This is a genomic window from Longimicrobiaceae bacterium (assembly GCA_036375715.1).
GTDB lineage: Bacteria > Gemmatimonadota > Gemmatimonadetes > Longimicrobiales > Longimicrobiaceae > DASVBS01.
Map to the genome: position 1 here is coordinate 207,507 of DASVBS010000081.1, position 23,706 is coordinate 231,212.

The following is a 23,706-nucleotide window of genomic DNA, read 5'->3' on the forward strand; positions in this document are numbered from 1 at the left end:
GGCCACACGGGCAACCCCGGCGGGCAATTCCCTGCCAGGTGCCCGTCTGAAGCCGGCCGCCAAGCCGTCATCGCGCCGGATCGTCAGCCTTCATCACCTCTTCCGCCCCGTATACTCCAACAACCATTCCATGGATGGCCGTAAGCTTCCATCCTCCCGCAGGAGGTTGGCACCGAAGCGGCCTCGCCAGAGGCCGGGACGCCATCCCCACAAGGTGATCCCCGACACCGCCGGGTGCTCCCAGAAAATCGGGAAGATCCGCTGATACTCCGAGAGCTGTCGAGCGTCGTCCTCGCCGTCGACATCCATCTCCATGACCTGAATCGGCAGGCCCGTCGCGGCCAGCCGATCGAGGTTGCGCCGCATCACCTCTGAGGATCCGGTAGTAGAGAAGGAGTGCCCCTGGATCCCGATCACCTGGATGAGATCTTCCGCCTGTAACAGACGAATGATCTCCAGGTAGCGGTCGGTGGTCTCGTCGTTGTTGATTACGCTGTACTCGTTCAGCACCAGCGCCGCTTCGGGGAAGTGGCGCCGCGCCATCCGGAAGGCATTCAGCACCCAATCCCAGCCGGACTCTCCCTCTCCCCCCAGCGCTTCGATGTAGTCTCCGGCCCCGCGGTCCTCCGCATTGCGCTTTCGCGGAGGATCGTGGATCGGCTCGTTCACTACCTCCACGAAATCGATCTCCGGGTAGCGCTCCGCGATCGCCGCCATCCGCTCCTCGATCTCCTCGAGTTGCTCGTGCGGCGGCAGCTCCTCGATCCAGGCCGGCTGCTGATTGCCCCAGACGAGCACATGAAAGCGGAATGGCAGGCCGTTCTGCTGCGCAGCCTCGTAGGCCTCGTCCAGGATCCGCCAGTCGAACTCGTCCCGGCGCGGCTCCATGTTTCGCCACTTGCCGGCGTTCTCCGGGGTGATCTGGTCCCAATACTTCAGGAAATCCGCAGCCTGGCGCGGTGACCACACATTCCCCAGAAACTTCGTCGTGGCCGGCACCGTCGCACTGTCCCGCGCGACCTCCTGGGCCGAAATTGGGGCGGGCGCCGTCAGCCAGACCAGCGCGGCCGCGATGCCGACCGCCCACCTTCCCCACGTCCTCTCGACTACGCGGCGCACCACACCGTTGCGATCCGCCATCGCCGCCTCCGACAGAGATGGAAGCCATCCAGGATCAGTGAACCTCTTTACCCTTCCAAGCCGATCTTCAGTCGCCCGACCCCAGCACCACCTTCAGCTGCTCGACGGCGAAATCCAGATCCTCCTCCGTCACGACCAGCGGCGGCGCCAGACGAATCACGTAATCGTGGGTTTCCTTGCAGAGCATCCCCCGCTCCTGCAGCGCTTCGCAGAACGAGCGGGCGGGCGTATCCAGCTCGATTCCGATCAGCAGACCCCGTCCCCGGATCTCGCGAATGGCCGGATGCCGGAGCTCCGCCTGCAGGCGGGCCAACAGCGCCGCACCCAGCCGAGCCGAGCGCTCTACCAATCCCTCGTCACGGATCACTTCCAGAGCGGTACGCGCCACCGCGCAGCCGAGCGGGTTGCCGCCATAGGTGCTGCCATGGCTACCCGGCTTGAAGACATCGATCACCTCGGCGCGCCCGACGATGGCGGACACCGGGTAGAATCCGCCCGATAGCGCCTTGCCCAGAATGTAGACGTCCGGAACGACTCCCTCGTGGTCGCAGGCGAAGCGCTTACCGGTCCGCCCCAGACCCGTCTGGATCTCGTCGGCGAGCATCAGCACGTTGTTCGCCCGGCAGATCTCCTCCACCGCGCTCAAATAGCCGTCGGGGGGGATGTTGATGCCTGCCTCGCACTGAATGGGCTCGAAGAGGAAGGCACAGGTCTCCGGGCGGATCGCGGCGGCGAGTGCCTCCGCGTCGCCGAATGGGACAGTGATGAACCCAGGCGTGAAGGGACCGAACCCCTGACGATATTCAGCGTCCGAGGAGAACCCGACGATGGTCGTCGTGCGCCCGTGGAAGTTGTTGGCGCAGACGATGATCTCCGCCTTGCCGTCGGGAATCCCCTTCACCTCGTAGCCCCACCTCCGCGCCGCCTTGATCGCGGTCTCGACCGCTTCCGCGCCCGTGTTCATGGGGAGCACGCGATCCATGTCGCACAGCTCCGCGAGCTCCTTGCAAAAGAGCGGCAGCTGGTCGTTGCGGAAAGCGCGCGAGGTCAGGGTCACCCGGTGGGCCTGTCGGACCAGGGTTTCCAGGATGCGAGGGTGGGCGTGTCCCTGGTTCACCGCCGAGTAGGCGCTGAGGCAGTCCAGGTAGCGACGGCCGTCGACGTCGTAGACCCAGGGGCCTTCTCCGCGTTCTATGACCACGGGGAGCGGATGATAGTTGTGTGCTCCCCAGCGATCCTCCAGTTCGATCAGCTCAGCGCTGCGTGTAGACGTGGCGTTGCCATTCATTGCGGGTCATCGGTGTGGTGTGGCAGACCGGCGGGGGTCGGCACCGCCGACCCGTTCGGCCAAGTTAGCGTATTGCTGAGCGACCCGCACGACCCTCGGAGCGCAATCGATCGCACCAGATGAAACATTACGATTGTACCGAGCGAAGGTTGGCGGTTGACTTGCCGGCCGGTAGCTTGACCAGGGGTAGCGCATCTTGCTTGGTGTCATGTCCGTACATCCATCTCCGGACCGTCCTGACGACTCCCCTCCGGGCGCGCTCGCGCGAGCGCGGGACCTCGTGCTGCGCTATGGTTGGAACTCCACCGCCTACCAGATCCTGAACCCGGGCATCCGCCACTGGTTCAGCCCCGACGACGACGCCGTGGTCGGCTTCGTGGACTGTCATGGTGTGCGGGTGGTAGCCGGCGCACCGATCTGCCCCACCGAGAGAATGCCCACCGTGGTCACGAAGTTCGAGAGCGAGACCGCGGCTGCTGGTCTGGAAATATGCTACTTCTGTGCTGGAACTCGGCTCCTCTCGTCCAGCGGGGGGAATCGCCACCGTCCGATACTCATCGGTGCGCAGCCGGCCTGGGATCCTCACGAATGGGAGGAGATGCTCCGCACTCACGCCTCCCTTCGGGCCCAGCTGAATCGCGCGCGCAACAAGGGCGCCGAGGTTCACGAGTGGCCGGCGGCGCAGGCGGGGGCGGACACTCGTCTGCGCGAATGCCTGCAGGAGTGGCTCTCCACACGCGGCCTCCCCCCACTGCACTTTCTCGTGGAGACCCGGACGCTGGAGCGTCTGTATGATCGGCGGGTCTTCGTTGCCCTGCGGCAGAACGAGCTGGTCGGCTTCCTCGTCGCGTCGCCCATCCCGGCGCGTGGAGGCTGGTTGATTGAACAGATCATCCGCGGGTCGGGCGCGCCGAACGGCACTTCCGAGCTGCTGATCGATGCGGCCGTGCGCGGCATCGCCGAAGAGGGAAGTCACTACGTGACTCTCGGGCTCTCCCCGCTTTCCGCGCGCGCGGGAGCTCTGGGAGAGGGCGGACCGCAGTGGCTGCGATTTCTCCTGACCTGGATGCGCGTGCACGCCCGCCGCTTCTACAACTTCGAGGGGCTCGAGATGTTCAAGGCGAAGTTCCGCCCAGCCATCTGGGAACCGATCTTCGCCGTCGCCGTGGGGCAGCGGTTCACACCGCACCTGCTCTACGCGGTGGCCGACGCCTTCAGCGATCGCTCCGTCCCATCCACCATTGCCCGAGCCATGCTGGGGGCGGTCCGGCAGGAGCTGCGCTGGGCGGGAGCGGGCATCGTTCGCAGGGGACGATCGTCAGTGTAGAAGACTGTAGAGGGCTGTTGACCGGCCGCGCGGCGTGGCCCAACCCTGGCAGCAACACACCGTTACTGACGCGCTGGACCGGCAACCGCCCCCTTTGCCGTCCCTCAGAGCTCGTGACCTCGACCTCCTGGCTCGATGAAGATCGCAGTCTTCAGCACGAAACCGTACGACCGCGTCGCTCTCGAGCAGGCGAACCGCCGCCACGGTCACGAGCTCACCTTCCTGGAGCCGCGGCTCACCGAGACCACCGTCGAGCTCGCCCGCGGCTTCGACGCGGTCTGCCCTTTCGTGAACGATGAGCTGAGCGCCACCGTGATCGCGGCCCTTGCCGCGAACGGCATCCGTCTACTCACCCTCCGTTCCGCCGGCTTCAACCACGTCGACCTGGCCGCGGCGACCCAGCACGGAATCACCGTGACCCGGGTTCCGGCGTACTCACCGCACGCGGTGGCGGAACACGCCGTGGCGCTGATGCTGACCCTGAACCGCAAGCTCCATAGGGCGCATGTCCGGGTGCGGGAGGGGAACTTCTCCCTCGAGGGGCTACTCGGTTTCGACGTTCACGGAAAGACCGTCGGCGTCGTAGGTACCGGGGCGATCGGGACAGTCTTCTGTCGCATCATGGCCGGCTTCGGGTGCCGCCTGCTCGGGCACGATCCGTTTCCGAACGACGAGGTCCTGCGCCTGGGCGGCGAGTACGTGCCGCTGGAGGATCTCCTTGCCGCCTCCGACATCGTCGCCCTGCACCTGCCACTCACGCCTGATACTTACCACCTCATCGACGCCGCAGCCCTGGCGCGAATGAAGCCGGGAGCGATGCTCATCAACACCAGCCGCGGCGCCCTGGTGGATGCGCGCGCGCTGATCGACGCGCTCAAGAGCGGCAAGCTGGGAGCGCTCGGACTGGATGTTTACGAGGAAGAAGCCGATCTCTTCTTCGAGGATCTCTCGAACTCGGTCATCCAGGACGACGTCTTCGCCCGACTGCTCACCTTTCCGAACGTGCTCATCACCGGTCACCAGGGCTTCTTCACCCGGGAGGCGCTGGCCAACATCGCCGAGACGACACTCGCCAACGCCACCGCCTTCGAGCGCGGCGAAGGTGAGATCCACATGGTGAAGCTGGAACAGGTTCGCGCACAGCGCACCGGGTAGTGTCCCCCGGGTGTGACGGACTGCGTCCCCCGGAGGGTACGACGTCACCCCGACGGCGCGCGCGCACCTGAGATCCATCACTTTTGCCGACAACCGCTTACGCGCCAAGCAGGGCATCTGGCCCGAAGCTTTCGCCTTTCCGTACGTAGACAGAAGCTGGTGATACGCATAGCTTTCCGGCATTTTCCGGCATCGCCGGGGCCGCGGGAAGTGCTTGCGCGGCTTGCGATCGTACTCGCTCTGGAATCCCTCCGGATGAAGAAGCTGATCTTCGCCATCGCCCTGCTCGCCCCGGCTCAGCTCGCCGCGCAAACCGGCAGCACACTGAGCCCGTTCGTGGCCAGCGATGGCAGTATCAGCGGCACCCCCATGCTCGTGGGGGCGAACTACACTCGCGAGTACGGCTGGCTGGGACTGCGGTTGGGCGGCTTCGTGGACGTCGGCTCCACCCCGCTCGGCGGCGATTCGGGGGATGGCACCAGCCGGGTGGGCGTCTTCGGAGCAGACCTGGACGCCCTCCTCTTCGCTGGCAGCCCAGCTTCTCCCAACGCGTCGGTCATCCCTTACCTGCTCGCCGGCGTGGGTATACAGACCCTGACCGGTACAGTTGGCTCCTCGTTCACCACCTCGTACAGCTACGGCGTCGGCCTGCGCACTCCGCTGGCGAGCTGGCTCTCCCTGGACGGCGAGGCGCGTTACCGGCAGCCACTTGCCGCCGACGTCATCGACGTACCGGAAGAGGTCGGAAGCGGGCTCGAATTCCGGTTCGGAATCAGCATTCGCACCAGCGGAGCTCGGCCGCGGGTGCGCGTACCCCCCGCCAGCGCACTCGCGAGTCGCCCGTTGCTGACCAGCGCCAGCGCGCCGGCGGGATCCGAGGCTGCGGCCCGCCTGCGGATCGCTGAGCGAACGCTGGACACCGCCGATGACTACCTGGGCATACGTTACACCTGGGGCGGCAGCTCGCCGAGCGAAGGCTTCGACTGCTCGGGCTTCGTCCAGTATGTCTTCGCCCGAAACGGGGTCAACCTTCCCCGGGTGTCTCAGGACCAGGCGCGGGCCGGACGGGCGCTGCCGCTGGATCTGGCTGTCTTCGAGCCCGGCGACCTCCTGGCCTTCGCCTCTCGCGGCAACCGCGTCGACCACATCGCCATCTACGCCGGGAACGGCCGGATCATCCATTCGAGCGCCAGCGGCAACGGCGTCCGCATCGACGACCTCTACAGCCAGCGCGGGCGCTGGTATCTGGACCACATGGTCGCCGCGCGCCGCGTAATCGACGGCCTGTCCGGATGGAGCCTCGGGTCCCGGTAACCCGACGCGGCAGAGATCCAGCCGAGTAACACCCGCTGCCTCTCCCCTCCCCTCGACACTCGAGCTCCACAGTGCATTCACAGGGAGTGCGCCCGGCATTGTCCCGTTGTCGCCCCGCGCCTAGTTTGGGTCGCCGCACGCACTGAAACCCTGAGCCTCGAGGTGTAGATTGGCTGACCAGAGCTTCGACGTCGTAGTCGTGGGGGCGGGTCCTGGCGGGTATATCGCTGCCATCAAGGCGGCGCAGCTCGGCTACAAGACCGCCTGCATCGAGGAGCAGTTCCTCGGCGGCGTTTGCCTCAATATCGGTTGCATTCCCACTAAAGCGCTGCTGGAGAGCGCGGCGTTTCTGACCCGTCTCGGCCACGCTGCCGACTTCGGCATCGAAGTCGGAGAGGTACGCGGTGATCTGGCTCGCGCGGTGAAGCGTTCCCGTCAGGTCTCGGACCGCCTCTCCAAGGGGGTCGGCACCCTGTTCAAGAAGTACAAGGTCACGCACGTCGAGGGGCGTGGTCGACTGCAGGGCGGCGGCCAGGTAGAGGTCACCTCCAAGGACGGGAAGAAGCAGACGCTCGCCGCCAAGCACATCATCCTGGCCACCGGGTCACGGCCGAAGGATCTGCCTTTCCTCAAGATCGATCACGATCGGGTCTGGGACTCCACCGACGCGATGATGGCGCAGGAGCCACCGAAGACGCTCGCGATTGTCGGAGCGGGTGCCATCGGCTGCGAGTTCGCGGACGTGTACGCCGCTTTCGGTACGAAGGTCACCATCATCGAGGCCCTCGACCGGGTGCTGCCGTTGGAGGACAGAGACTGCTCCGCGGTGGTCGAGAAGAGCTATAAGAAGCGGGGGATGGAGATCTACACCAGCGCGCGGCTGGAGAAGGCGGAGATCGGCAAGTCGGGCGTGAAGCTCACGGTGACGACCGCCAAGGGGGAGAACAAGGTGATCGAGGCGGAGCGCGTGCTCAGCGCCATCGGGCGCGCTCCCAACGTGGAGGACATCGGGCTGGAGACCGCGGGCGTGAAGCTGACCGACCGCGGCTTCATCCAGGTGGACGAGCAGTATCGAACCTCCGCGGAGGGGGTGTACGCGATCGGCGACGTGGCCGGTCCCCCGCTACTCGCGCACAAGGGATCGCATGAAGGAGTCGTCTGCGTCGAGGGAATCCACGGCAACAAGCAGGCGCGCGTCGACTACAACAACATCCCGAACTGCACCTACTGCCACCCCGAGGTGGCCTCCGTCGGCCTCACCGAGGAACAGGCCAGGGAGCAGGGATACGACATCCAGGTCGGCGTATTCCCCTGGATCGCGAACGGGCGCGCGCTCACCGCGGGTGAGACGGAAGGGTTCGTGAAGGTGATCCGGGACAAGAAATACTCTGAGGTCCTGGGCGCCCACATCGTGGGTCCGCATGCCACCGAGCTCATCGCCGAGTTCGTGGTGGGCCGGCACCTCGAGACCACGACCGAGGAGATGGAGAAGGCGATGCACCCGCACCCGACCCTCTCCGAGGCCGTCGCCGACGCCGCGCTGACGGCGCTGGGGCATCCGCTGAATATCTGAGGTGCAGGGCGGCGTGGGGCGGGCATATGTCACCCGCGCCGCCGTATCGGCGTTTCACCCACCCTGGCAGGTGATCTGCGGGGGCGGCCCTTGTAGCCGCCCCCGCAAATCATACCTCCTCCGCGGCGAAGGTGTCGCAGTCAGCCGGATCGCCGCTCTCGAAGCCGCGCTGGAACCAGGCTCGCCGTTGCGCCGAGGTCCCGTGCGTGAAGCTCTCCGGAACCACATATCCCTGTGCCGCCTGCTGAAGCCGATCGTCTCCGATGGCGCTCGCGGCTGTGAGGGCCTCGGCCGGGTCTTCCGGGTCGAGGAGGCTGCGCGTGCGGTTCCCCCAGACTCCGGCGAAGCAGTCTGCCTGGAGCTCCTGTCGAACCGAGAGCGCGTTGGCTTCGGCCTGTCCCACCGCCTGCGACCTCGCGCGGACGTCGTCCGAAATGCCCAGCAGCGTCTGCACGTGGTGCCCTACCTCGTGGGCAATGACGTAGGCCTGGGCGAAGTCGCCTTCCGCACCGAGCCGGTCGCGCAGCTCCTCGTAGAAGCTGAGATCGATGTACACCGCGCGGTCCAGGGGACAGTAGAAGGGGCCCATCGCGGCCTGCCCCAGCCCACAGCCGGAGGATGTGGCTCCGCTGAATAGCACGAGCGTCGGCTCCTCGTACCCGGAACCCCTGGAGGCGAAGATCTCGCTCCATGCATCCTCGGTGGTCGCCAGCACCTGAGACACCCACACCCCCGCCGAATCATCCGGTGATGGCGCCGCCGCCGACGGCGCTCCGGTGGTGGCCTGCCCGCCCTGCTCGAGCACCGCTCCGGGATCGCCGCCCAGGAGCATCACGATGAGGGCAATCACCGCGACCCCGATGCCGCCCCCGACGATTCCACCGCCCATCCCACGCCGGTCCTGGACATTCCGGCTTCGTCTGACGCCTCCGAGACGCATGCTGCCCTCCTTCGGTGACCGCGCTGTTTCCGTGGGGCAGCCAGTACGTGCAATTCGGATGCGCGAGCCGTCCGCTACGATCGGGACCCTACACCCTTGCGGCGCCCGGCGGTCGGTTTGCACCTTCCACACGCCGCCTTCCGGCGGTGCACGCTCCTTCTCTCACGGACGCGGGGAGACCGCACCCGCACCCGTGCCGCTTCGCTCCGAGGCGGTCCACGCCCACCCACCGCCGACTCCCTGTGGCCCGCAGCAACAAGATCAGCGCCGGCCTGCTGCTCTACAGGCGCACCGGGGATGGGATCGAAGTCTTCCTCGCTCACCCGGGAGGACCCTTCTGGAATCGGCGGGACCTGGGCGCGTGGACCGTGCCCAAAGGGGTCATCGAGGAAGGAGAAGACCCGCTCGCTGCCGCCCGCCGCGAGTTCGAGGAGGAGACCGGGATCGTTCCCACCGGCCCCTTCATTCCTCTGGGTAGCATCCGGCAGAAGGCAGGGAAGACGGTCCACGCCTGGGCTTGGGAGGGAGACGCCGATCCGGATGCCATCCGCAGCAACCAGATGGAGGTGGAATGGCCGCGCGGGTCGGGTATTCGCCGCCTCTACCCGGAAGTGGACCGCTGCGCCTGGTTCGAGCCCGAGGTCGCGCGCCAGAAGATCAACAGCGCCCAGGCCGAGCTGATCGATCGACTCCTGGTGACGCTCGGGCTCGCCAGGCCTGGCGACTAGCCTCTGCCGCCCGCCAGAGCTCCCATCAGGCTCGGCAGCGCTCCGACGACCCACACCAGCACTGCCAGCACGTACGACTGAACTCGCGGCACCCTGCCGAGCACCTGGGCTCCGATGGCAATCAGGATCGTGCTCCAGATATAGAAGACGTCCAGCCGTCCCAGCAGCCCCATGACCAGCATGGAGGTCGAGTCCGGATCCAGAAAACGCGCCGGTCCGAGGGAGACATCCGCCAGGCTGTCGGGCCGCAGCAAGAGCCCCTGGATCAGCGTGGCCACACCCTGCAGAATGCGTGGAATCTGCGCATAGGTGACGATCAGGATCGCCATCTTAACCGTCCCCGAGAAGCTGAACAGCTTGCCCAGCGCCCAGAGTACCACGCCAACGATCAGGACGCTCACAGGGTACCCGATCAAGATCCCCAGCGTGCCGAAGATCCGCGCCGCCTGACGTCCCTGCTCCATCTGCTCGGGGGTCGGCTGAGCGGCGGCGCCGGCGCTCTCCAGGCTCCGACGGAACTCTGCCGCGTAGGCCGCTTCCAGCGGTCCCTGAGAGGCGAAGAACAAAGCGGTGCCGATCACCGTAATGATCAACAGCACGAGCCCGAAGCCGGCTTCTCTGCGGCGCTCGAACACCTGGCGCGGCGCGTAGAAGATGTCGATGAAATCTTCCCAGAGAGACGCTTGAGCGGGCGATGGGGCTTCCTGTACGGTGGCGTCGGTCATCTTACGGTGAGATGAAAGGTGGGACCGCAACGAAACCGCTGCTGCAACCAGTCTAATCGCCCCCCTGGCGTACGGCTACCCTGGCGTGCCGGAACGGCTTGCTTCCCGCGCTTTGGGTGGCATACAGTCTGCTCCAGCCGCGCACATCGACCCCGGCCAGGCTACCCATGTTGAATCTCATCCGGAAGTTTCTGCGCCCCACCCTGCGGGAGCAGCTGGAAGCGGGGGTACGGGAGGCGTTGCGGCGCTATGCCGATCGGCATACCGCGCCAAGTCTGCGCGTCTACGTCTCCACGGACTTGATCCCCAGTGGCGTCGACCCGGAGCTCTGGAGCCAGGACGAAGCGGAGCACCTGCGCCGCTTTTCGATCCAGTGGGCCGAGGACAACCACGTCCCCCGCGCGGGACTGCGCATTGAGATGGTCCTGCTGGATACCAAGCGGGAGTTCGCCTTCGTGAAGCCGATCGGCCTCGATCAGCGCCCCCAGGCGAAGGAGGTGCCGACGAGTGAGCCTCCCGTAGCCACCGCCACCGCCACCCGAACCGGCGCCTCGGGTGCCGCACTGCTGGAGGTGGTTTCGGGGCCTCAGCAGGGAACGCAGCTGCGGGTGAACGGAGAGATCACGCTCGGCCGCCGCGCCTCCGCCGAGGTGCGCGGGCTCGAGGACCGCTACATGTCCTCGCGTCATGCACTCTTGCGTGTCGATAAGGGGACACTCTGGGTGACCGACCTCGACTCCAAGAACCGAACTTACGTCAACGACGAAGCGCTCGCCCCGCATCAGGCCAGGCGCACGTCGGTCGGCGACCATATCCGCATGGGAACCACCACGCTCCGGGTGGTGCGGATCGAGGCATAACGGCTGATGGAAGCGATCCTGAACTGGATCCTCCGCGCCATCCTCATCGCGTCAGGCGCCGGGGCGCTGGTACTGCTGGTTCGATCCCTCGTCAAGGCGAGACGAAGCGCCGAGGAACGCTGGCCGCTGCGTCTCGCCTTCGGCATGCTCAGCCTGGTGGCAGTCTATGCCGTCGGGCACGGGCGAATGCTGTTGAACGCGGACGAGATCGAAGCAGGGCGGATGCAGTACGTCCGCTTCGGCGATCCCCGCCGGGCCGAGCTTCGCCGCGCGGAGGTGCGCGGGTGGATCCTCGACTGCACCTCCGCCCCGGAGAACGCGCTCGCACGCTATGCCGCCCACGACGGGCAGGTCGACCGGTTCTATCCGCTGGGGCAGGCAGGCGCGAACTTCGTCGGTGGCGGAGAGGACGCAGACCTGCGCGATTACACCATCGAGCGGATTTTTGCCGAACACCTGCGCCGCCCGCTGAACCTCGCCGAGCGAGGGGAGTTGCACCCCGCCGGAACGGACCTGTCTCTGACCCTCTGCCGCGGAGCCACGGCCCGCGCATGGGAACTTCTTCGCGAGGCAGGTCTTCCGGGAGCCGTGGTGGTCCAGGACGTGACCACGGGAGCAGTGGTCGCCTACGCCTCTACCGGGGGACCTGACGACCCACCGCTGGGCCTGCAGGAGTACGCCGCACCGGGCTCCGTCTGGAAGCTCGCGCTCGCCACCCTCTGGTGGGACAGCGGGCTGCCGGACCGGGAGATGAGCTGCCAGTCCTCCATTCAGGTGACGCCGCGAGCAGTCATTCGCAACTCGGAAGGATTCAGCATCCCGCGGGTACAGGCCCCGGCCGAGATGCTGATCTATTCCTGCAACACCACCGCCGTCCAGATGGCTCTGGACATGCGCGAGCAACTGGGCGAGACCGCCTTCCAGGACGCCTTTCGGCGGTTCGGGGTGGAACCGTACGCCCCCGGTGAGGCGCCCCAGGGATTCGACCGCGATTTCTGGCGGACCGCGTCGGACGCGTGGCGCGATCGCATGAGTCCGCGACCCGCACGGGTGCGCCTCACTGCCGAGACGAGCCGGCAGGAGTGGGCCCAGCTGGCCATCGGACAGGGACCCATCGACGTCACTCCCATTCACCTGAGCCGCTTCGTCGCCGCCATCGGGAACGGCGGGGTAATGGTCGATCCGAGCATCGAGCAGGAGCTGGCGGCCAGGCCCCAGGAGGGCAGAAGGGTGATGTCGGAGGAGACCGCGGAGAAGCTCCTGGCGGCCATGCGCGCGGTGGTGGACTACGGCACCGCCCGGAGCACCGCCCCGGTGCTCGACGGCCTCGAGTGGGATCTCGCGGGGAAGACCGGCACCGCGCAGGTTGCTCGCGCCGCCGACAACGGTTGGTTCGCGGGGTTGATCCTGGATCCTGAGGGTCGGCCTCGTTACAGCGTGGTGACCTTCCTGGTGGGAGGAGGGCCCGGCGGTCGCCTCCCCGCCAGGATCGCCGCCGGCATGACCCGCTACTTCGCCACCTCGGACCAGGCGTCGTTCGAACCCGGGGAGGCTGAATGAACCTGACAGCCTTCCTCGGTCGCCGAGGCGGTACCGGTCCGCGGGGAATCGCTATTCGCGTCAGACGGCCGCAGCGGCCCGGAGAGGAAGACAGCGGATCACCTCGGCCCATGCCGCGCGAGTTGCGCTGGGCGGTAATCCTTGCCACGGGCTTCTACCTGCTCGCGCATTTCTCCATCGTGCAGGGTGTCTGGCCCGTGCATGGGGTCGCACCCGGCTCCGGCGCGGTGTTGGTGCGAGACCTCGTGGCGCTGGCGGGGTGGCTGCTCCTCCTGGTAGCGATGCGTCTGCTTCGCTACCGGGGGAGCTGGGCGATCCTGGCTTTGCCGATCGCGATCTTCTTCTTCACCCGACCGGCGCTTTTCCAGCTCTTCACCGACCCCGCCTATCAGGCGAGCGGAAGCAATCGGGCGGCCGCCAACGCGCTGAAGGCTGATCGGGCGCAGCTCACCACGATCCTGCGCGCCTACGACGAAGACCGGCAGGCGCTGGTCTTCGAGGGGCCACCCCCCGCCATCCCCGATCCGCTCGAAGCGATTCGCTCGGCAACCGCGCCGGAGCGCAGCTCGATTGCTCGTCTTGCCTCCTCTATTTCGGTGATGTTCGCGCCGCTGGCGCTGGTACTCGCCTTCCTCTGGGCGCGGCGGCACGGATCGCTTCGCTGGGCAAGGGACCGGCACCCCTGGATCTTCGGGGTGGCCATTGGCATCTTCTTCCTCCTCACCTTCCTGCCGGGAGTTCGTGCCACGGGCAAGGTGCAGGGGACCACGCCCTGGGAGCTGCTGCTCCCGGTCTTCGTCATGGTATGGGCCGCGGTCCTGGCGCACGACGCCTACAATCTGGGTCGCCCCGGCGAGCTGGTCACTCCGCGAAGGGTGATGGCGTTGTTGCTGTACGGCGCCCTTCCGGTGACTCCCTTCCTGCTCATTCACGAGCTCGGACTCTCGGTGGTGCTCGCGGGAAGCCTGGCGACGATGCTGTTGGTCGGCACGAGGCGAGGCTGGTGGGCGGGGCTGCTGCTGGTGGTCTGGACCGCGTTGGTGATCACGGCGTTCAACCTCGACGAGCGATCGCAAACACGACTGGCGCTCGCGCTCGACCCCTATCGGGACGTCTCCACGATGACCGAGGCGGAGGCCGCGGCGTGGGCCGCCCGGAATCACCAGATCAAGCTGTTCGACGCCAACGTGCTGGCGGGTGACTGGTTCGGCGCAGGCCCGGGCAGGGGGCACGCGGAGACCGCCCCTAATGCCGCTGACGACGGATTCATCACCACCATCGCCGCGCAGTGGGGGTGGTTCGGCGCGCTTTCCTTCGTCGTCCTGTACACGGCCTTCCTCATCGCTATCCTCCGGGTGGCCACGAAGGAGCGCAGCGCCTTCGAGCGGTCGCTGGTAACCGGCATGGCGATGTTGATCGGGATCCCCTTCTGGCTCGCCACGTTGGCCGGGGTCCGGGTCATTCCGCTAACCGGGGTAGCGACCGCCTTCGCCGCGCACGGCGGCGCGAAGCTGCTCGCCTCGGCGATCGCCGTTGGCATCGTCGCGGGAGTGAGTCATCGGCGTGCGGAAGCCCAGCGGATCGAGGCTGCCGGAACGCCTCCTCATCCCGACCTCTCAGACGCAGGAGTGCGGATTCGATGACTGTGATCGCCCGTGAGCCCGTTGCGCTGCACGGCCTCGTATTCGAGATCGCCGCAGTGAGCGAGCAGGGCCCCCGGACGGAGAATCAGGACGCCTACTCGATCGACACCTTCTCCGAGACGGGCGTAGTGGCGGTGGCCGACGGGATGGGAGGCGAGCGCAGCGGGCGCCTCGCCGCCGACACGGCCCTCGAGGTCATCGTGGGAGCCGAGCCGGTGCGCAGCCTGGACGATGCGCGCCGGGTCACCCGGCGAGCCGACGCCACCGTGGCTCAGGTGGCGGAGCGTCGCCCCGACGCTCACGGGGGGATGGGGTGTGCCCTGGGCTTCCTCTCCCTGGTCGGTGGAACGGGAGACGGCACTGGTTGGGTAGGAGCCCATGTGGGCGACGTGCGGATTCTCTCCCGCGCGCCCGATGGGACGCTGCGGCTGGAGACGCGGGACCACACGCCCGCCTTCGCCCGCTGGGAGGCGGGGGAGATCTCGCTGGACGAGATCCCGGACACCGCCGGTGCCAACCGGCTGCAGCGAGCCGTCGGCCGGGGTGGAGAGGCGGACGTCGTCTGGCTGCCGGCCCGGCCCGGGTGGTCGTGGTTGATCATCTCGGACGGAGTATACAAGGCGATGCGCCTGGACGAGCTCGGGGCGGCAATGGCCGAACCGACCGCGCGGGAGGCGGTCGACGCGATCCGGCAGAAGGTCCTCGAGCGAGGACCCGACGACAACTTTACCGCAGTGCTGGTGCGGGCGCGTGCCGACGCCGACCCCACACCCGTGCTGCACGATCAGACGTTGCCGATGGAGCGGATTCCTGCATCGCACACTCCCGCTTCAGCCGCACTCGCCGGGCGTCGCAAGGGAGCCGCGGCGGCTCTGGTGGTGGCGCTTCTCGCGCTTGCCGCCTCGCTGGCGGCCCTCTGGCTGCTGTGGCAGGGGCAGAGCGAGGCCAGGATCCGCGCCGACGAGGTGGCCCGGCTGCAGGCCAGCGTCGATTCGCTGAATGCCAGGATCTCGGAGCTGATCGATCCCTTCGGGCCGACCGCGGGGGACACGGTGCGGGACTCCGTAGCGGCCTCACCAAACGATACGTCGCCATGATCGACCTGCCATCGCCCGAGGAGCGCGCGGAGAATACCACCTCGTTCCTCGACACCCTGCTGCGCGACGCGCTGCCGGAGATCAAGCTGGCGCTGGGTGAGCTGATCGACCGCGAGAACAGTCGCTCGTTGCCGGAGCGCTATGCCAGGTTGCTGCCCGATACCGTGCTCGTGGTCACCCTCCGCGCGGATGCCGCTGCCGCCATCGCCCCCCTGGTGGAAACGGTGGAGCGCGATCTCACCGACTCGGTGATGCGCCACGGGTCGCTCTACGATCGTCGGTACCGTGTGCAGCTCCGTCGCTCGGAGGACCCCGACGCCCCGCTCTACCGCGTTTCGGCCCATGCCGGACACCTACCCGTCCCTGGACCCGACATCGGTCACGAGGCGGCAACCCCCTCCGCGCCGTCGAATGCGGCAACGCCCGCGGCGCCGGATCCTGTGGACGCCACCACCGAAGCCTCTACGGAGGCACTCCCCGTGGCGGATCCCGACGCGACGCGGGTGGACGAGGCTGGCCCGCCTGGGTGGACGGCCGGACAGTGGGTGCTGGTGGTGGAGACGCTCGAGGGCGAAGAAAAGGAAGTATTCCGGCTCACCGAACCTTTCACGACCCTAGGTCGCCGCACCGCGGATCCCGAGTTGCAGACGACCATTGGCCTGAGCGATGTGCCGCATGTCAGCCGCAGGCAGCTGGTACTGCTCTTCGAGGAGCGCGAGGGAGAGCCGGGGTTCAAGCTCTACAACCTGGGGCTGAACTCCCTTCATCTCCCCGACCGCGAGCTGCGTGGCGCCCGGCTGGGCCGTGGGGCTCTCCAGCTCGAGAAGGTGTCGGAGGCGAGCATCGCGTGGATCAGGCCCGGAACTCCAGTGCGCATCGGCGACCACGGGCCGGTCCTGCGGATCGAGGAGGTGCCTCCCGACCAGGAGGAGGAAGTGAACGATCCCGACGCGACCGTGCACGACTGACGGGGAAACCAGGACGAGGCGAGGCACAGCGAGCTGCGAAATGGCTGGATTGGAAGGTTTGCTGGCGGGACGCGTGCTCGGCGGCCGCTACCTGATCGAGGAGGTCATCGGTCGCGGCGGCATGGGCGCGGTCTATAGGGCGCTCGACGAGCGGCTCGGTCGGCGCGTCGCCGTGAAGGTGATCACCCTGGTCGGCGGCGATCCCGACGCCGTGGAGCGTCTGCGTGCCCGCTTCCATCGCGAGGCTCGCGCGGCGGCAGCGCTTCCGCATCACCCGAACGTCGTGCCAGTTTACGACTACGGGACGGACGAGGATCTCGGTCTCGACTACATCGTGATGGAGCTGCTGCGCGGGCAGGACCTCGCCACGCGCATGGCGCGCTCGGGCGCGCCACCCCTTTCCACCGCCTTGAGGATCCTGCTGCAGGCGGTACGCGGCGTGGCAGTCGGTCACCGCTCCGGCCTGATTCACCGCGATGTGAAGCCCGGCAACATCTTCCTCACCCAGGGGGACGAGCGCGAAGTCCAGGTGCGGGTGGTGGACTTCGGCATCGCCAAGCTGGTCGATGACGACGACACGGCCAACCAACTCACGCAAGACGGCCGAGTTCCGCACTCGCCCGCCTTTGCCTCACCCGAGCAGCTCCGCGGGCTGAGCCGACTCACGCCGGCCTCGGACGTCTTCAGCTTGGGCGCGGTCGGCTACCTGCTGCTCACCGGTGAGCGGCCCTTCACGGATGCCGATCGCAACCGCATGTCGCTGGGCATGCCGGTGCCCCCACCCCGGATGCGGACCTCACATCCCGCGATTCCCGCCGCGGTTGAGGTGGTGATCCAGAAGGCGCTCGCTTACGATCCGGCCGACCGCTTTCCCGACGCGGTCGCCATGCTGGAGGCGCTCGAAGATGCCATTCAGGGCATCGCCACCACTCCGCTCGACCCCTACGCCGGCGTGCGCTACGATCGTCCGCTCTCGGAGCCGACTGTAGCGGGGCAGAGGCGGCCGGAAGGGCTCGAGGGAGATGAGGATCGCACACGGCTGCTGGCCGAGCAGGGTGATCGCACACGCCTCCTGCCCGAGGAGGACGACCGAACGCGCCTCCTCCCCGAACGAGACGAGGCCACGCTGGCCGAGCCCGCCACACCTCCGACGGGCACGCCTTCTCCTCCGCCTCCGACGACGGCTCCGCGCCGGCAGGGTCCGCGGGCATTCACCCCACGGAAGCCACCGAAGAAGAGGAGTCGGGCGGGACTGGTGGTCTGGACGTTGGTCTTGCTGGCCCTCGCCGCGGTCGCCTACTGGGCGTATCTGGAAGCCAACCGCCGGGTGGCGGAGATCCCGCCTCCTCCCGAGGAGATCCGCGGCATCGGCGAACCGGTGGATGTCGAACCACCCCCGGAACGCGACATGCTCAACGCGGTGTTGCTCAACAGCGACGGCCGACGTCAGTACGATGCGGGACATTATGATTCCGCGCTGGTGAGCTTCCGGCTCGCGGTCGAGGTGGATCCCGAGAACGCGAACTACCGGCGAAACCTCGCCCTTGCCCTCCTCAGCCAGGGACAGAACGAAGACGAGACAACACAGCTCCGAATGGCGGAGGAAGCGGTGGGACACCTCGAGCGGGCGCTGGCGCTGGATCCGACGCTGGAAATCGCTCAGTACGACTACGCCCGCGCCCTGTTGGTGACCGGAGACACCGCCCAGGCGCTGGAGGAGTTTCGCACTTTCGCCAATCGCGTGGCGAATGCCTCCAACCCTGATCTCGCCGCTACCTATCTGGCGGCACAGAACGCGATCACCCGCATCCGGACCGCACAGCTCAGTGCCGCGCGGGCGGCGCAGCGGGCCCAGCAGGATACCGCGCCGCCCCGGCTTCCGGTACCGGACACCATCGCTCCCGTCGTCCCCGCGGAGCCGGACGGCTGAATGGGCCGGACCATTCGGGTGCGAGGTTCGGGTGTCGTCCGCGTCCCCGCCTACGGAATCGCCGACGCCGAGCACCTGGTCGAGAAGGAGCTCGGACGCCTCTGGCCCGAAGCACGGGTACGCATCCTGGAGGTGTCGCGTGAAGGCCCCGCCCGACTGGTGGAGGATTTCGAGGTCGAGTACCGGATCGAGGGGGGCGTGGAGGCGTCTGCCGAGGAGGCGGTCCAAGCCCGGCGCGAGGCCTTTCGCCACCTGCGGTCACTCGTGCAGGGGACCCGCTACGCCCTCACCCGCTGGGAAGAGAGGCGCTGATTACCCCTCCCTGGTCGTAAAGCGCACTCGAAGGCGGTATTCGCTGAGGACGCTCACGAACGCCGCCGCAGCCGCACCAAAGGCTCCGCGCTCTCGCAGGTCGGTCGGGCTCGCGCCGAGCAACTTCTGAGTGACCCTCCGCAGCCCGCTATCAGACGAATAGCCAGCCGCCACCGCGATGTCGCGCACACTCCGTCCGGGGTCGTCGAGGAGCGCGCACGCCAGCAGCACTCGCATCCAGGCCAGCAGCAGGCGCGCCGGCGGCGTTCCTGCCATGCCCGTCCATCGCACGAGAGTACGCGGGGCCAGGCCTAGGGCGGCGGCCAGATCACGCCCGTGGCCGCCAGTCGTCACCACTTCCACCGCCGCATCGAGGATGGCGCGTGCGCGCCCGCTGGTCTCCGGTGGTAGCACCTCCTCGAGCAGCGAGCGCAGCGGACGGCTGCGCGCCGCCCTCAAGCGACGGGCGATCGCGGGAACCGTATCGTCGTGGCCGAGGATGATGAGCTGCACGATTCCTCGGCGGCCGAGCTCTCTCACCAGCTCATGAGCGTTCGGCGGGACGCGCAGAGCCGCCACCACCGCGGTGGACGGGTAGGCCTGGAGCAGAGATCGCGCTCGCAACGACAACCTGGGCGCCCGTCCGGACGAGATCCGGGCGTGCGGCTCGTCCCGCATGGTCGGATCGAGCAGCACCACCGCGGAAGGAGGGCCCTGTCGGACGGAGGCTTCCAGCCCCGCCCAGTCCTCTACCTCCACGTAGTCGAAGTCGGTGCCACACGCCTCGCGCACGCGCGCACGCAGGCTCGCGTCCGGGTGCAGCACCAGGAGAGGACGAATGACGGGTCGCATGTCAAAGATTCGGAGGACGAGCTGAACTGCAGGCGGGGAGCGAGAAGATATCCGCGCCGGCGACGTGCCGCCATGCGGCCTGCGCGCGGCGACTTGCCGGCCCCGCGCGCCCCCGTAGCTTCATGCCGGCTGACGAACCCATTGGACTCGAGCTCCCCGGTACCGTGCGGCAGACCGCCCGCTCCATTTTGCAGGCCGCGGCTTTCCTCCTCCTCTTCCTGGTGTGGAACGTGGCGGCGAGCCTTTGCTTGCTGCTCTCCATCCAGCTCGGCTACCCGCTGGTGGGTCTGGGCATCTCCATCGCGCTGTACTTCCTGCTCCTCTGGGGGGTGGCGCTGCGTGCCGAGGCGCCCCGTCGACGCCTGGCGCTCCTACGTCTCCGGCCTCTGGATCAGGAGACCCTCCGATGGACACTGGCGGGGGTGCCCGTGCTCCTGGCGCTGTCCTGGGCCGTGGGCGAGGTGTACGTACGTCTCGTCCCCGTGCCCCCGGAGAGCTTCAATCCGTTCGGCGACCTGATGGTGACCGCGGAAGGACGGCTGGCGGTGACCATGCTGGCCGTGGGGATCGCGCCCGTGCTCGAGGAGTTCTTCTTCCGCGGCTTTCTACAGGGCCTGCTGGAGCGCAGCTTCGGGTCGATCGTGGGCCTCGTCGCGGCTGCGGCCATCTTTGCGGCCGTCCACGTCCTTCCGTGGATCTTTCCGCTCCACTTCTTCCTGGGCCTGGCCTTCGGCTACGCCGTCTGGGCCACGCGCTCGATCTGGACGGGGGTGATCCTGCACGCCGCGAACAACGCGGCCGCGGTGGCCGGGCTGGGGCTGGAGGGGCGCGACCCGTCTCCCACCCCGACCCTGTGGCAGGTCGGTCCCGACGTAGGGTGGTGGATGAGCCTGGGTATTCTGCTCGTCAGTGCCGTCCTCGCCTATCTCGTTGCCGTCCGGCTCTACCGGGCGGGACGGGGTGAGAGCTTGCGCCCTCGGCTCGGGCGTGGGTAGCTTCCACCAAAACGAGGTACCCGTTTGATTTTGATGCGAGTCGCTTCCGCTTTACTCCTCGCCACCTCCACGCTCGTCACCGGTTGCGTCGACGCCACCGGGATTTTCAACGACTGCGCCTCGGAGATGGCGGCGGTGCGCGTCGACGAAGGTGGACCTCCCGACGCTACCCAGTCGGACGAGGATCGGGGGGATCACACCGAGGTCTGGTACTTCGATGATAGCCGGCAGAAGTATACCTTCCGCTGGGGAGTATCATACGACGGCTGCAAGGTGGAGAGAGGGAGCTTCGTCATCTCCCCGCTTCCCGACTCAGCCGATCGGTAAGGCCGCCGCTCCGGTGCTTCAGAGAAGGCCGGAGCACCGTTGAATCCGACTGCTTCGGCCGCTGCGGGTGCGCCGAAGCAAGCCGCCATCTCGCCTCCTCAAGTCCAGAAAGGATTGACGATGGCTGACACCCCCAACACGCTGGACACCCTCCTACAGGAAGACCGCCTCTTCCCTCCACCGCCAGACTTCGCGCAGGCTGCCCACGTCTCGGACGATGCCATCTACGCCGAGGCAGCCGCGGACCCGGAAGGATACTGGGCCCGTTGGGCCGAGGAGCTCCACTGGCACCGCAAGTGGGACCGCGTGCTCGAGTGGGATCCGCCGCACGCGAAGTGGTTCGTCGGTGGAAAGCTCAACGCCGCCTACAACTGCCTCGACAGGCACCTCCAGGGTGATCGTCGGACCCGCGCCGCGCTGATCTGGGAAGGCGAGCCGGGGGACACGGTCACCTACACGTACGAGGAGCTGCACCGCGAGGTGTGCCGCGTCGCTAACGCCCTGAAAGAGCTGGGAATTCGACGCGGCGACCGGGTGGCGATCTACCTGCCGATGATTCCGGAAGCAGCTATCGCCATGCTGGCGTGCGCTCGCATCGGCGCTCCTCACTCGGTTGTCTTCGGGGGATTCTCGGCGGACAGCCTGCGCGATCGGATCCGCGACGCTGAGGCGAAGCTACTGATTACCGCCGACGGTGGGTACCGACGCGGAGGAGTGGTGCCGCTCAAGCGCGCCGCCGACGAAGCCATCGAGCGGGAAGGGGGTTGCCCGACGATCGAGAACGTGCTGGTCGTCCGCCGGCATGGTAGGGACGGAGCGCCCATCGGCAACGCTGCCATGAGGGAGGGGCGCGACCAGTGGTGGCACGAGGTCGTGGGCCGCCAATCGGCGGAATGTCCGGTCGAGGAGATGGACTCCGAGGACCTGCTGTACGTCCTCTACACCTCGGGCACGACGGGGAAGCCGAAGGGGATCATGCACACCACCGGCGGCTACCTCACGCAGTGCTACGCCACCACCAAGTGGGTCTTCGACCTCAAGGACAGCGACGTCTACTGGTGCACCGCCGACGTCGGCTGGGTGACGGGGCACTCCTACATCGTCTACGGCCCGCTGGCCAACGGAGCGACCGCCCTGATGTACGAGGGCGCGCCGGATCATCCCGGCCGTGATCGCTTCTGGGAGCTGGTGGAGAAGTACCGGGTCACCGTCTTCTATACCGCTCCCACGGCGATCCGCGCCTTCATGAAGTGGGGGACGGAGCACCCCGCCAAGCACGACCTCTCGAGCCTACGCCTGCTGGGCACGGTCGGCGAGCCGATCAACCCGGAAGCGTGGATCTGGTACCACGAGAACATCGGCAGGGAGCGCTGCCCCATCGTGGATACCTGGTGGCAGACGGAAACCGGGGCGATCATGATCACGCCGCTTCCCGGCGTCACGGCCACCAAGCCGGGCTCCGCCACCGTTCCCTTCCCCGGCATCGAGGCCGACATCCTCAGCCAGACGGGCGACGTGATCACCAACGGCGGTGGTTTCCTCGCCATTCGCCAGCCCTGGCCCGCGATGCTCCGGGGAATCTGGGGTGATCCGCAGCGCTACCGGGACACCTACTGGTCCAAGTGGGCGGGGCAAACCATCGATCGCGATGGCAGTCCGCAGGACGGGGCCAGCGTCTACTTCCCCGGCGATGGCGCCAAGCGGGACGAGGATGGCTACTTCTGGGTCATCGGCCGTATCGACGACGTGCTCAACGTTGCCGGGCACCGCATCGGCACCATGGAGGTGGAGAGCGCGCTGGTCGACCATCCCGCCGTGGCCGAAGCCGCGGTGGTGGGCAAGGCGCACGACATCAAAGGTCAGGCGGTTGCCGCCTTCGTGACGCTGAAGGAGGGGTACGAGCCGGACGAGGACCTGCGCCGCGAGCTCATGCAGCACGTGGTGCAGAAGATCGGCGCGATCGCACGGCCCGACGACATCCTCTTCGCCGCGGACCTGCCCAAGACCCGCTCCGGCAAGATCATGCGCCGCTTGCTCAAAGACGTGGCCGAAGGTCGCGCCCTGGGCGACACCACAACGCTTGCGGATCCCAGCGTCGTGGAAAGGCTGAAGAAGGAGTACGAGGGGAAGGAGGGTTGAGAAGAAGCCAGAAGCCAGGAGCCAGCATTCTCAGATTCCACATTCTGGCTCCTGGCTTCCCGGTCCCTACCGAACTCCCCCCACCACCACCCGCCTTCCCGCCGCCTCCCCCGGATACCTTATCCCCTCGACCATCTCCTGCACCTCCTCCGGCGGCGCGGGCGTCCGCAGGCTGACGACCCACATCACCAGGAAGTTCAGCACCATCCCGATGGTGCCCACACCCTGGGCATTCACCCCGAGGAAGGAGGGGATCACGGGCTCCGCCGCGCCGAAGATCTGGGGCGCGCGGATCATCCCGATCATCGCCGCGGTGAAGACTAGACCCACCAGCATCCCGGCGATCGCCCCCTCGCGGGTGGCCCTCTTCCAGAAGATCCCCAGAATGATCACGGGGAAGAAGCTCGCCGCCGCCAGCCCGAAGGCGAACGCCACGACTTCGGCCACGAAACCGGGCGGATGAATCCCGAAGTAGCCGGCAACGAGCACCGCGAAGAGGGTGGTAATGCGTCCGACGACCAGGCGTCGGGCATCGGACGCATCGGGACGCAGCAGGTGTCCGTACACATCGTGGGCGATAGCGCTCGAGATCACAATTAGCAGACCCGAGGCGGTGGAGAGCGCGGCGGCCAGACCACCGGCCGCCACCAGCGCGATCAGCCACGGCGCCAGGCGCGCGATCTCCGGGGTGGCGAGCACCATGATATCGCGATCGATCGCCGCGGCCACCGGGGGATCGGCGGAGCCGAAGAGCTCCACCGCCTGGACCACTCCGTCCTGGTTCACGTCTTCCAGCTGGATGAGTCCTGTCTCCATCCAGCTCTGCACCCAGG

The 23,706-nt window shown here is 67.4% G+C and carries 21 protein-coding genes; 15 read left to right on the plus strand and 6 right to left on the minus strand.

Features of this window, described 5'->3' with window-relative positions; all coding sequences use genetic code 11:
- Positions 1-93: 93 nt before the first annotated feature.
- Positions 94-1,140 (minus strand): endo-1,4-beta-xylanase, encoded by a 1,047-nt coding sequence (locus tag VF167_18135; protein ID HEX6927351.1) that lies wholly within the window; start codon positions 1,138-1,140, stop codon positions 94-96.
- 67 nt (positions 1,141-1,207) lie between these two features.
- Positions 1,208-2,428 (minus strand): ornithine--oxo-acid transaminase, encoded by a 1,221-nt coding sequence (gene rocD / locus VF167_18140; protein ID HEX6927352.1) that lies wholly within the window; start codon positions 2,426-2,428, stop codon positions 1,208-1,210.
- Positions 2,429-2,636: 208 nt separating this feature from the next.
- On the opposite strand from rocD, the gene VF167_18145 reads away from it, so the two are divergent.
- The 4 genes from VF167_18145 to lpdA all read left to right on the plus strand — a co-directional run bounded on the left by VF167_18145 (position 2,637) and on the right by lpdA (position 7,797).
- Positions 2,637-3,755, plus strand: coding sequence for a DUF2156 domain-containing protein (locus VF167_18145; GenBank protein HEX6927353.1), 1,119 nt, complete (start codon positions 2,637-2,639; stop codon positions 3,753-3,755).
- Positions 3,756-3,890: 135 nt separating this feature from the next.
- Positions 3,891-4,910 carry a 2-hydroxyacid dehydrogenase gene (locus VF167_18150; protein HEX6927354.1) on the plus strand — a complete coding sequence of 340 codons (1,020 nt, stop codon included), beginning with the start codon at positions 3,891-3,893 and terminating at the stop codon, positions 4,908-4,910.
- A 255-nt stretch (positions 4,911-5,165) separates the two neighbouring features.
- The gene (locus VF167_18155; protein HEX6927355.1) at positions 5,166-6,224 is read left to right on the plus strand and encodes a C40 family peptidase; all 1,059 of its coding nucleotides are present in this window, start codon (positions 5,166-5,168) and stop codon (positions 6,222-6,224) included.
- Between the two features lie 169 nt (positions 6,225-6,393).
- Complete coding sequence (gene lpdA / locus VF167_18160) at positions 6,394-7,797, plus strand: dihydrolipoyl dehydrogenase (protein ID HEX6927356.1); 1,404 nt, start codon at positions 6,394-6,396, stop codon at positions 7,795-7,797.
- A gap of 109 nt (positions 7,798-7,906) precedes the next feature.
- Here lpdA and VF167_18165 read toward each other — a convergent pair whose 3' ends face one another.
- On the minus strand, positions 7,907-8,737 hold the full coding sequence (locus tag VF167_18165) for a neutral zinc metallopeptidase (GenBank protein ID HEX6927357.1): 831 nt from the start codon (positions 8,735-8,737) through the stop codon (positions 7,907-7,909).
- A 242-nt stretch (positions 8,738-8,979) separates the two neighbouring features.
- Here VF167_18165 and VF167_18170 point away from each other — a divergent pair, with 242 nt between their 5' ends.
- Positions 8,980-9,465 carry an NUDIX domain-containing protein gene (locus VF167_18170; protein ID HEX6927358.1) on the plus strand — a complete coding sequence of 162 codons (486 nt, stop codon included), beginning with the start codon at positions 8,980-8,982 and terminating at the stop codon, positions 9,463-9,465.
- Here VF167_18170 and VF167_18175 read toward each other — a convergent pair.
- The gene (locus VF167_18175) at positions 9,462-10,190 is read right to left on the minus strand and encodes a YIP1 family protein (protein ID HEX6927359.1); all 729 of its coding nucleotides are present in this window, start codon (positions 10,188-10,190) and stop codon (positions 9,462-9,464) included. The two genes, VF167_18170 and VF167_18175, sit on opposite strands and share 4 nt — an antisense overlap.
- A 167-nt stretch (positions 10,191-10,357) precedes the next feature.
- Here VF167_18175 and VF167_18180 point away from each other — a divergent pair, with 167 nt between their 5' ends.
- The 7 genes from VF167_18180 to VF167_18210 all read left to right on the plus strand — a co-directional run bounded on the left by VF167_18180 (position 10,358) and on the right by VF167_18210 (position 18,560).
- On the plus strand, positions 10,358-11,050 hold the full coding sequence (locus VF167_18180) for an FHA domain-containing protein (GenBank protein HEX6927360.1): 693 nt from the start codon (positions 10,358-10,360) through the stop codon (positions 11,048-11,050).
- A 6-nt stretch (positions 11,051-11,056) separates the two neighbouring features.
- A complete protein-coding gene (locus tag VF167_18185; protein HEX6927361.1) occupies positions 11,057-12,610 on the plus strand; it encodes a penicillin-binding transpeptidase domain-containing protein in 1,554 nt (517 codons plus the stop codon).
- A 110-nt stretch (positions 12,611-12,720) separates the two neighbouring features.
- Entirely contained in the window at positions 12,721-14,253 is a 1,533-nt protein-coding gene (locus tag VF167_18190) for an FtsW/RodA/SpoVE family cell cycle protein (protein ID HEX6927362.1), read from the plus strand.
- The gene (locus VF167_18195; GenBank protein ID HEX6927363.1) at positions 14,250-15,350 is read left to right on the plus strand and encodes a PP2C family protein-serine/threonine phosphatase; all 1,101 of its coding nucleotides are present in this window, start codon (positions 14,250-14,252) and stop codon (positions 15,348-15,350) included. Before VF167_18190 ends, VF167_18195 begins: the two co-directional genes overlap by 4 nt.
- Positions 15,347-16,318, plus strand: coding sequence for a hypothetical protein (locus VF167_18200; GenBank protein HEX6927364.1), 972 nt, complete (start codon positions 15,347-15,349; stop codon positions 16,316-16,318). The genes VF167_18195 and VF167_18200 overlap by 4 nt, the downstream gene beginning before the upstream one ends.
- 40 nt (positions 16,319-16,358) lie before the next feature.
- A complete protein-coding gene (locus VF167_18205; protein HEX6927365.1) occupies positions 16,359-18,248 on the plus strand; it encodes a serine/threonine-protein kinase in 1,890 nt (629 codons plus the stop codon).
- Entirely contained in the window at positions 18,249-18,560 is a 312-nt protein-coding gene (locus tag VF167_18210) for a hypothetical protein (GenBank protein ID HEX6927366.1), read from the plus strand.
- Here VF167_18210 and VF167_18215 read toward each other — a convergent pair whose 3' ends face one another.
- Positions 18,561-19,412 carry a helix-turn-helix domain-containing protein gene (locus VF167_18215; GenBank protein HEX6927367.1) on the minus strand — a complete coding sequence of 284 codons (852 nt, stop codon included), beginning with the start codon at positions 19,410-19,412 and terminating at the stop codon, positions 18,561-18,563. It lies immediately after the preceding gene.
- A 122-nt stretch (positions 19,413-19,534) separates the two neighbouring features.
- On the opposite strand from VF167_18215, the gene VF167_18220 reads away from it, so the two are divergent.
- The 3 genes from VF167_18220 (at position 19,535) to acs (ending at position 22,873) form a co-directional block, all read left to right on the plus strand.
- Complete coding sequence (locus VF167_18220) at positions 19,535-20,407, plus strand: type II CAAX endopeptidase family protein (GenBank protein HEX6927368.1); 873 nt, start codon at positions 19,535-19,537, stop codon at positions 20,405-20,407.
- A gap of 33 nt (positions 20,408-20,440) precedes the next feature.
- Positions 20,441-20,734: a hypothetical protein gene (locus VF167_18225; GenBank protein ID HEX6927369.1), complete on the plus strand. Its 294-nt coding sequence runs from the start codon at positions 20,441-20,443 to the stop codon at positions 20,732-20,734.
- A 120-nt stretch (positions 20,735-20,854) separates the two neighbouring features.
- Positions 20,855-22,873: an acetate--CoA ligase gene (gene acs, locus VF167_18230; GenBank protein ID HEX6927370.1), complete on the plus strand. Its 2,019-nt coding sequence runs from the start codon at positions 20,855-20,857 to the stop codon at positions 22,871-22,873.
- 66 nt (positions 22,874-22,939) lie between these two features.
- On the opposite strand, the gene VF167_18235 is transcribed toward acs, so the two are convergent.
- A partial coding sequence (locus VF167_18235; protein ID HEX6927371.1) for a hypothetical protein occupies positions 22,940-23,706 on the minus strand: 767 nt, incomplete at its 5' end.

Excerpts from the sequence above, each read along its gene's own strand:
- VF167_18195 (HEX6927363.1), top strand. The coding sequence starts at position 14,250 with ATGACTGTGATCGCCCGTGAGCCCGTTGCGCTGCACGGCCTCGTATTC.
- VF167_18180 (HEX6927360.1), top strand. The coding sequence starts at position 10,358 with ATGTTGAATCTCATCCGGAAGTTTCTGCGCCCCACCCTGCGGGAGCAG.
- VF167_18185 (HEX6927361.1), top strand. The coding sequence starts at position 11,057 with ATGGAAGCGATCCTGAACTGGATCCTCCGCGCCATCCTCATCGCGTCA.
- VF167_18210 (HEX6927366.1), top strand. The coding sequence starts at position 18,249 with ATGGGCCGGACCATTCGGGTGCGAGGTTCGGGTGTCGTCCGCGTCCCC.
- VF167_18165 (HEX6927357.1), bottom strand. The coding sequence starts at position 8,737 with ATGCGTCTCGGAGGCGTCAGACGAAGCCGGAATGTCCAGGACCGGCGT.
- VF167_18215 (HEX6927367.1), bottom strand. The coding sequence starts at position 19,412 with ATGCGACCCGTCATTCGTCCTCTCCTGGTGCTGCACCCGGACGCGAGC.
- VF167_18175 (HEX6927359.1), bottom strand. The coding sequence starts at position 10,190 with ATGACCGACGCCACCGTACAGGAAGCCCCATCGCCCGCTCAAGCGTCT.
- VF167_18205 (HEX6927365.1), top strand. The coding sequence starts at position 16,359 with ATGGCTGGATTGGAAGGTTTGCTGGCGGGACGCGTGCTCGGCGGCCGC.
- VF167_18135 (HEX6927351.1), bottom strand. The coding sequence starts at position 1,140 with ATGGCGGATCGCAACGGTGTGGTGCGCCGCGTAGTCGAGAGGACGTGG.
- VF167_18220 (HEX6927368.1), top strand. The coding sequence starts at position 19,535 with ATGCCGGCTGACGAACCCATTGGACTCGAGCTCCCCGGTACCGTGCGG.
- VF167_18145 (HEX6927353.1), top strand. The coding sequence starts at position 2,637 with ATGTCCGTACATCCATCTCCGGACCGTCCTGACGACTCCCCTCCGGGC.
- VF167_18225 (HEX6927369.1), top strand. The coding sequence starts at position 20,441 with ATGCGAGTCGCTTCCGCTTTACTCCTCGCCACCTCCACGCTCGTCACC.
- acs (HEX6927370.1), top strand. The coding sequence starts at position 20,855 with ATGGCTGACACCCCCAACACGCTGGACACCCTCCTACAGGAAGACCGC.
- VF167_18155 (HEX6927355.1), top strand. The coding sequence starts at position 5,166 with ATGAAGAAGCTGATCTTCGCCATCGCCCTGCTCGCCCCGGCTCAGCTC.
- VF167_18200 (HEX6927364.1), top strand. The coding sequence starts at position 15,347 with ATGATCGACCTGCCATCGCCCGAGGAGCGCGCGGAGAATACCACCTCG.
- VF167_18190 (HEX6927362.1), top strand. The coding sequence starts at position 12,721 with ATGCCGCGCGAGTTGCGCTGGGCGGTAATCCTTGCCACGGGCTTCTAC.
- VF167_18150 (HEX6927354.1), top strand. The coding sequence starts at position 3,891 with ATGAAGATCGCAGTCTTCAGCACGAAACCGTACGACCGCGTCGCTCTC.
- rocD (HEX6927352.1), bottom strand. The coding sequence starts at position 2,428 with ATGAATGGCAACGCCACGTCTACACGCAGCGCTGAGCTGATCGAACTG.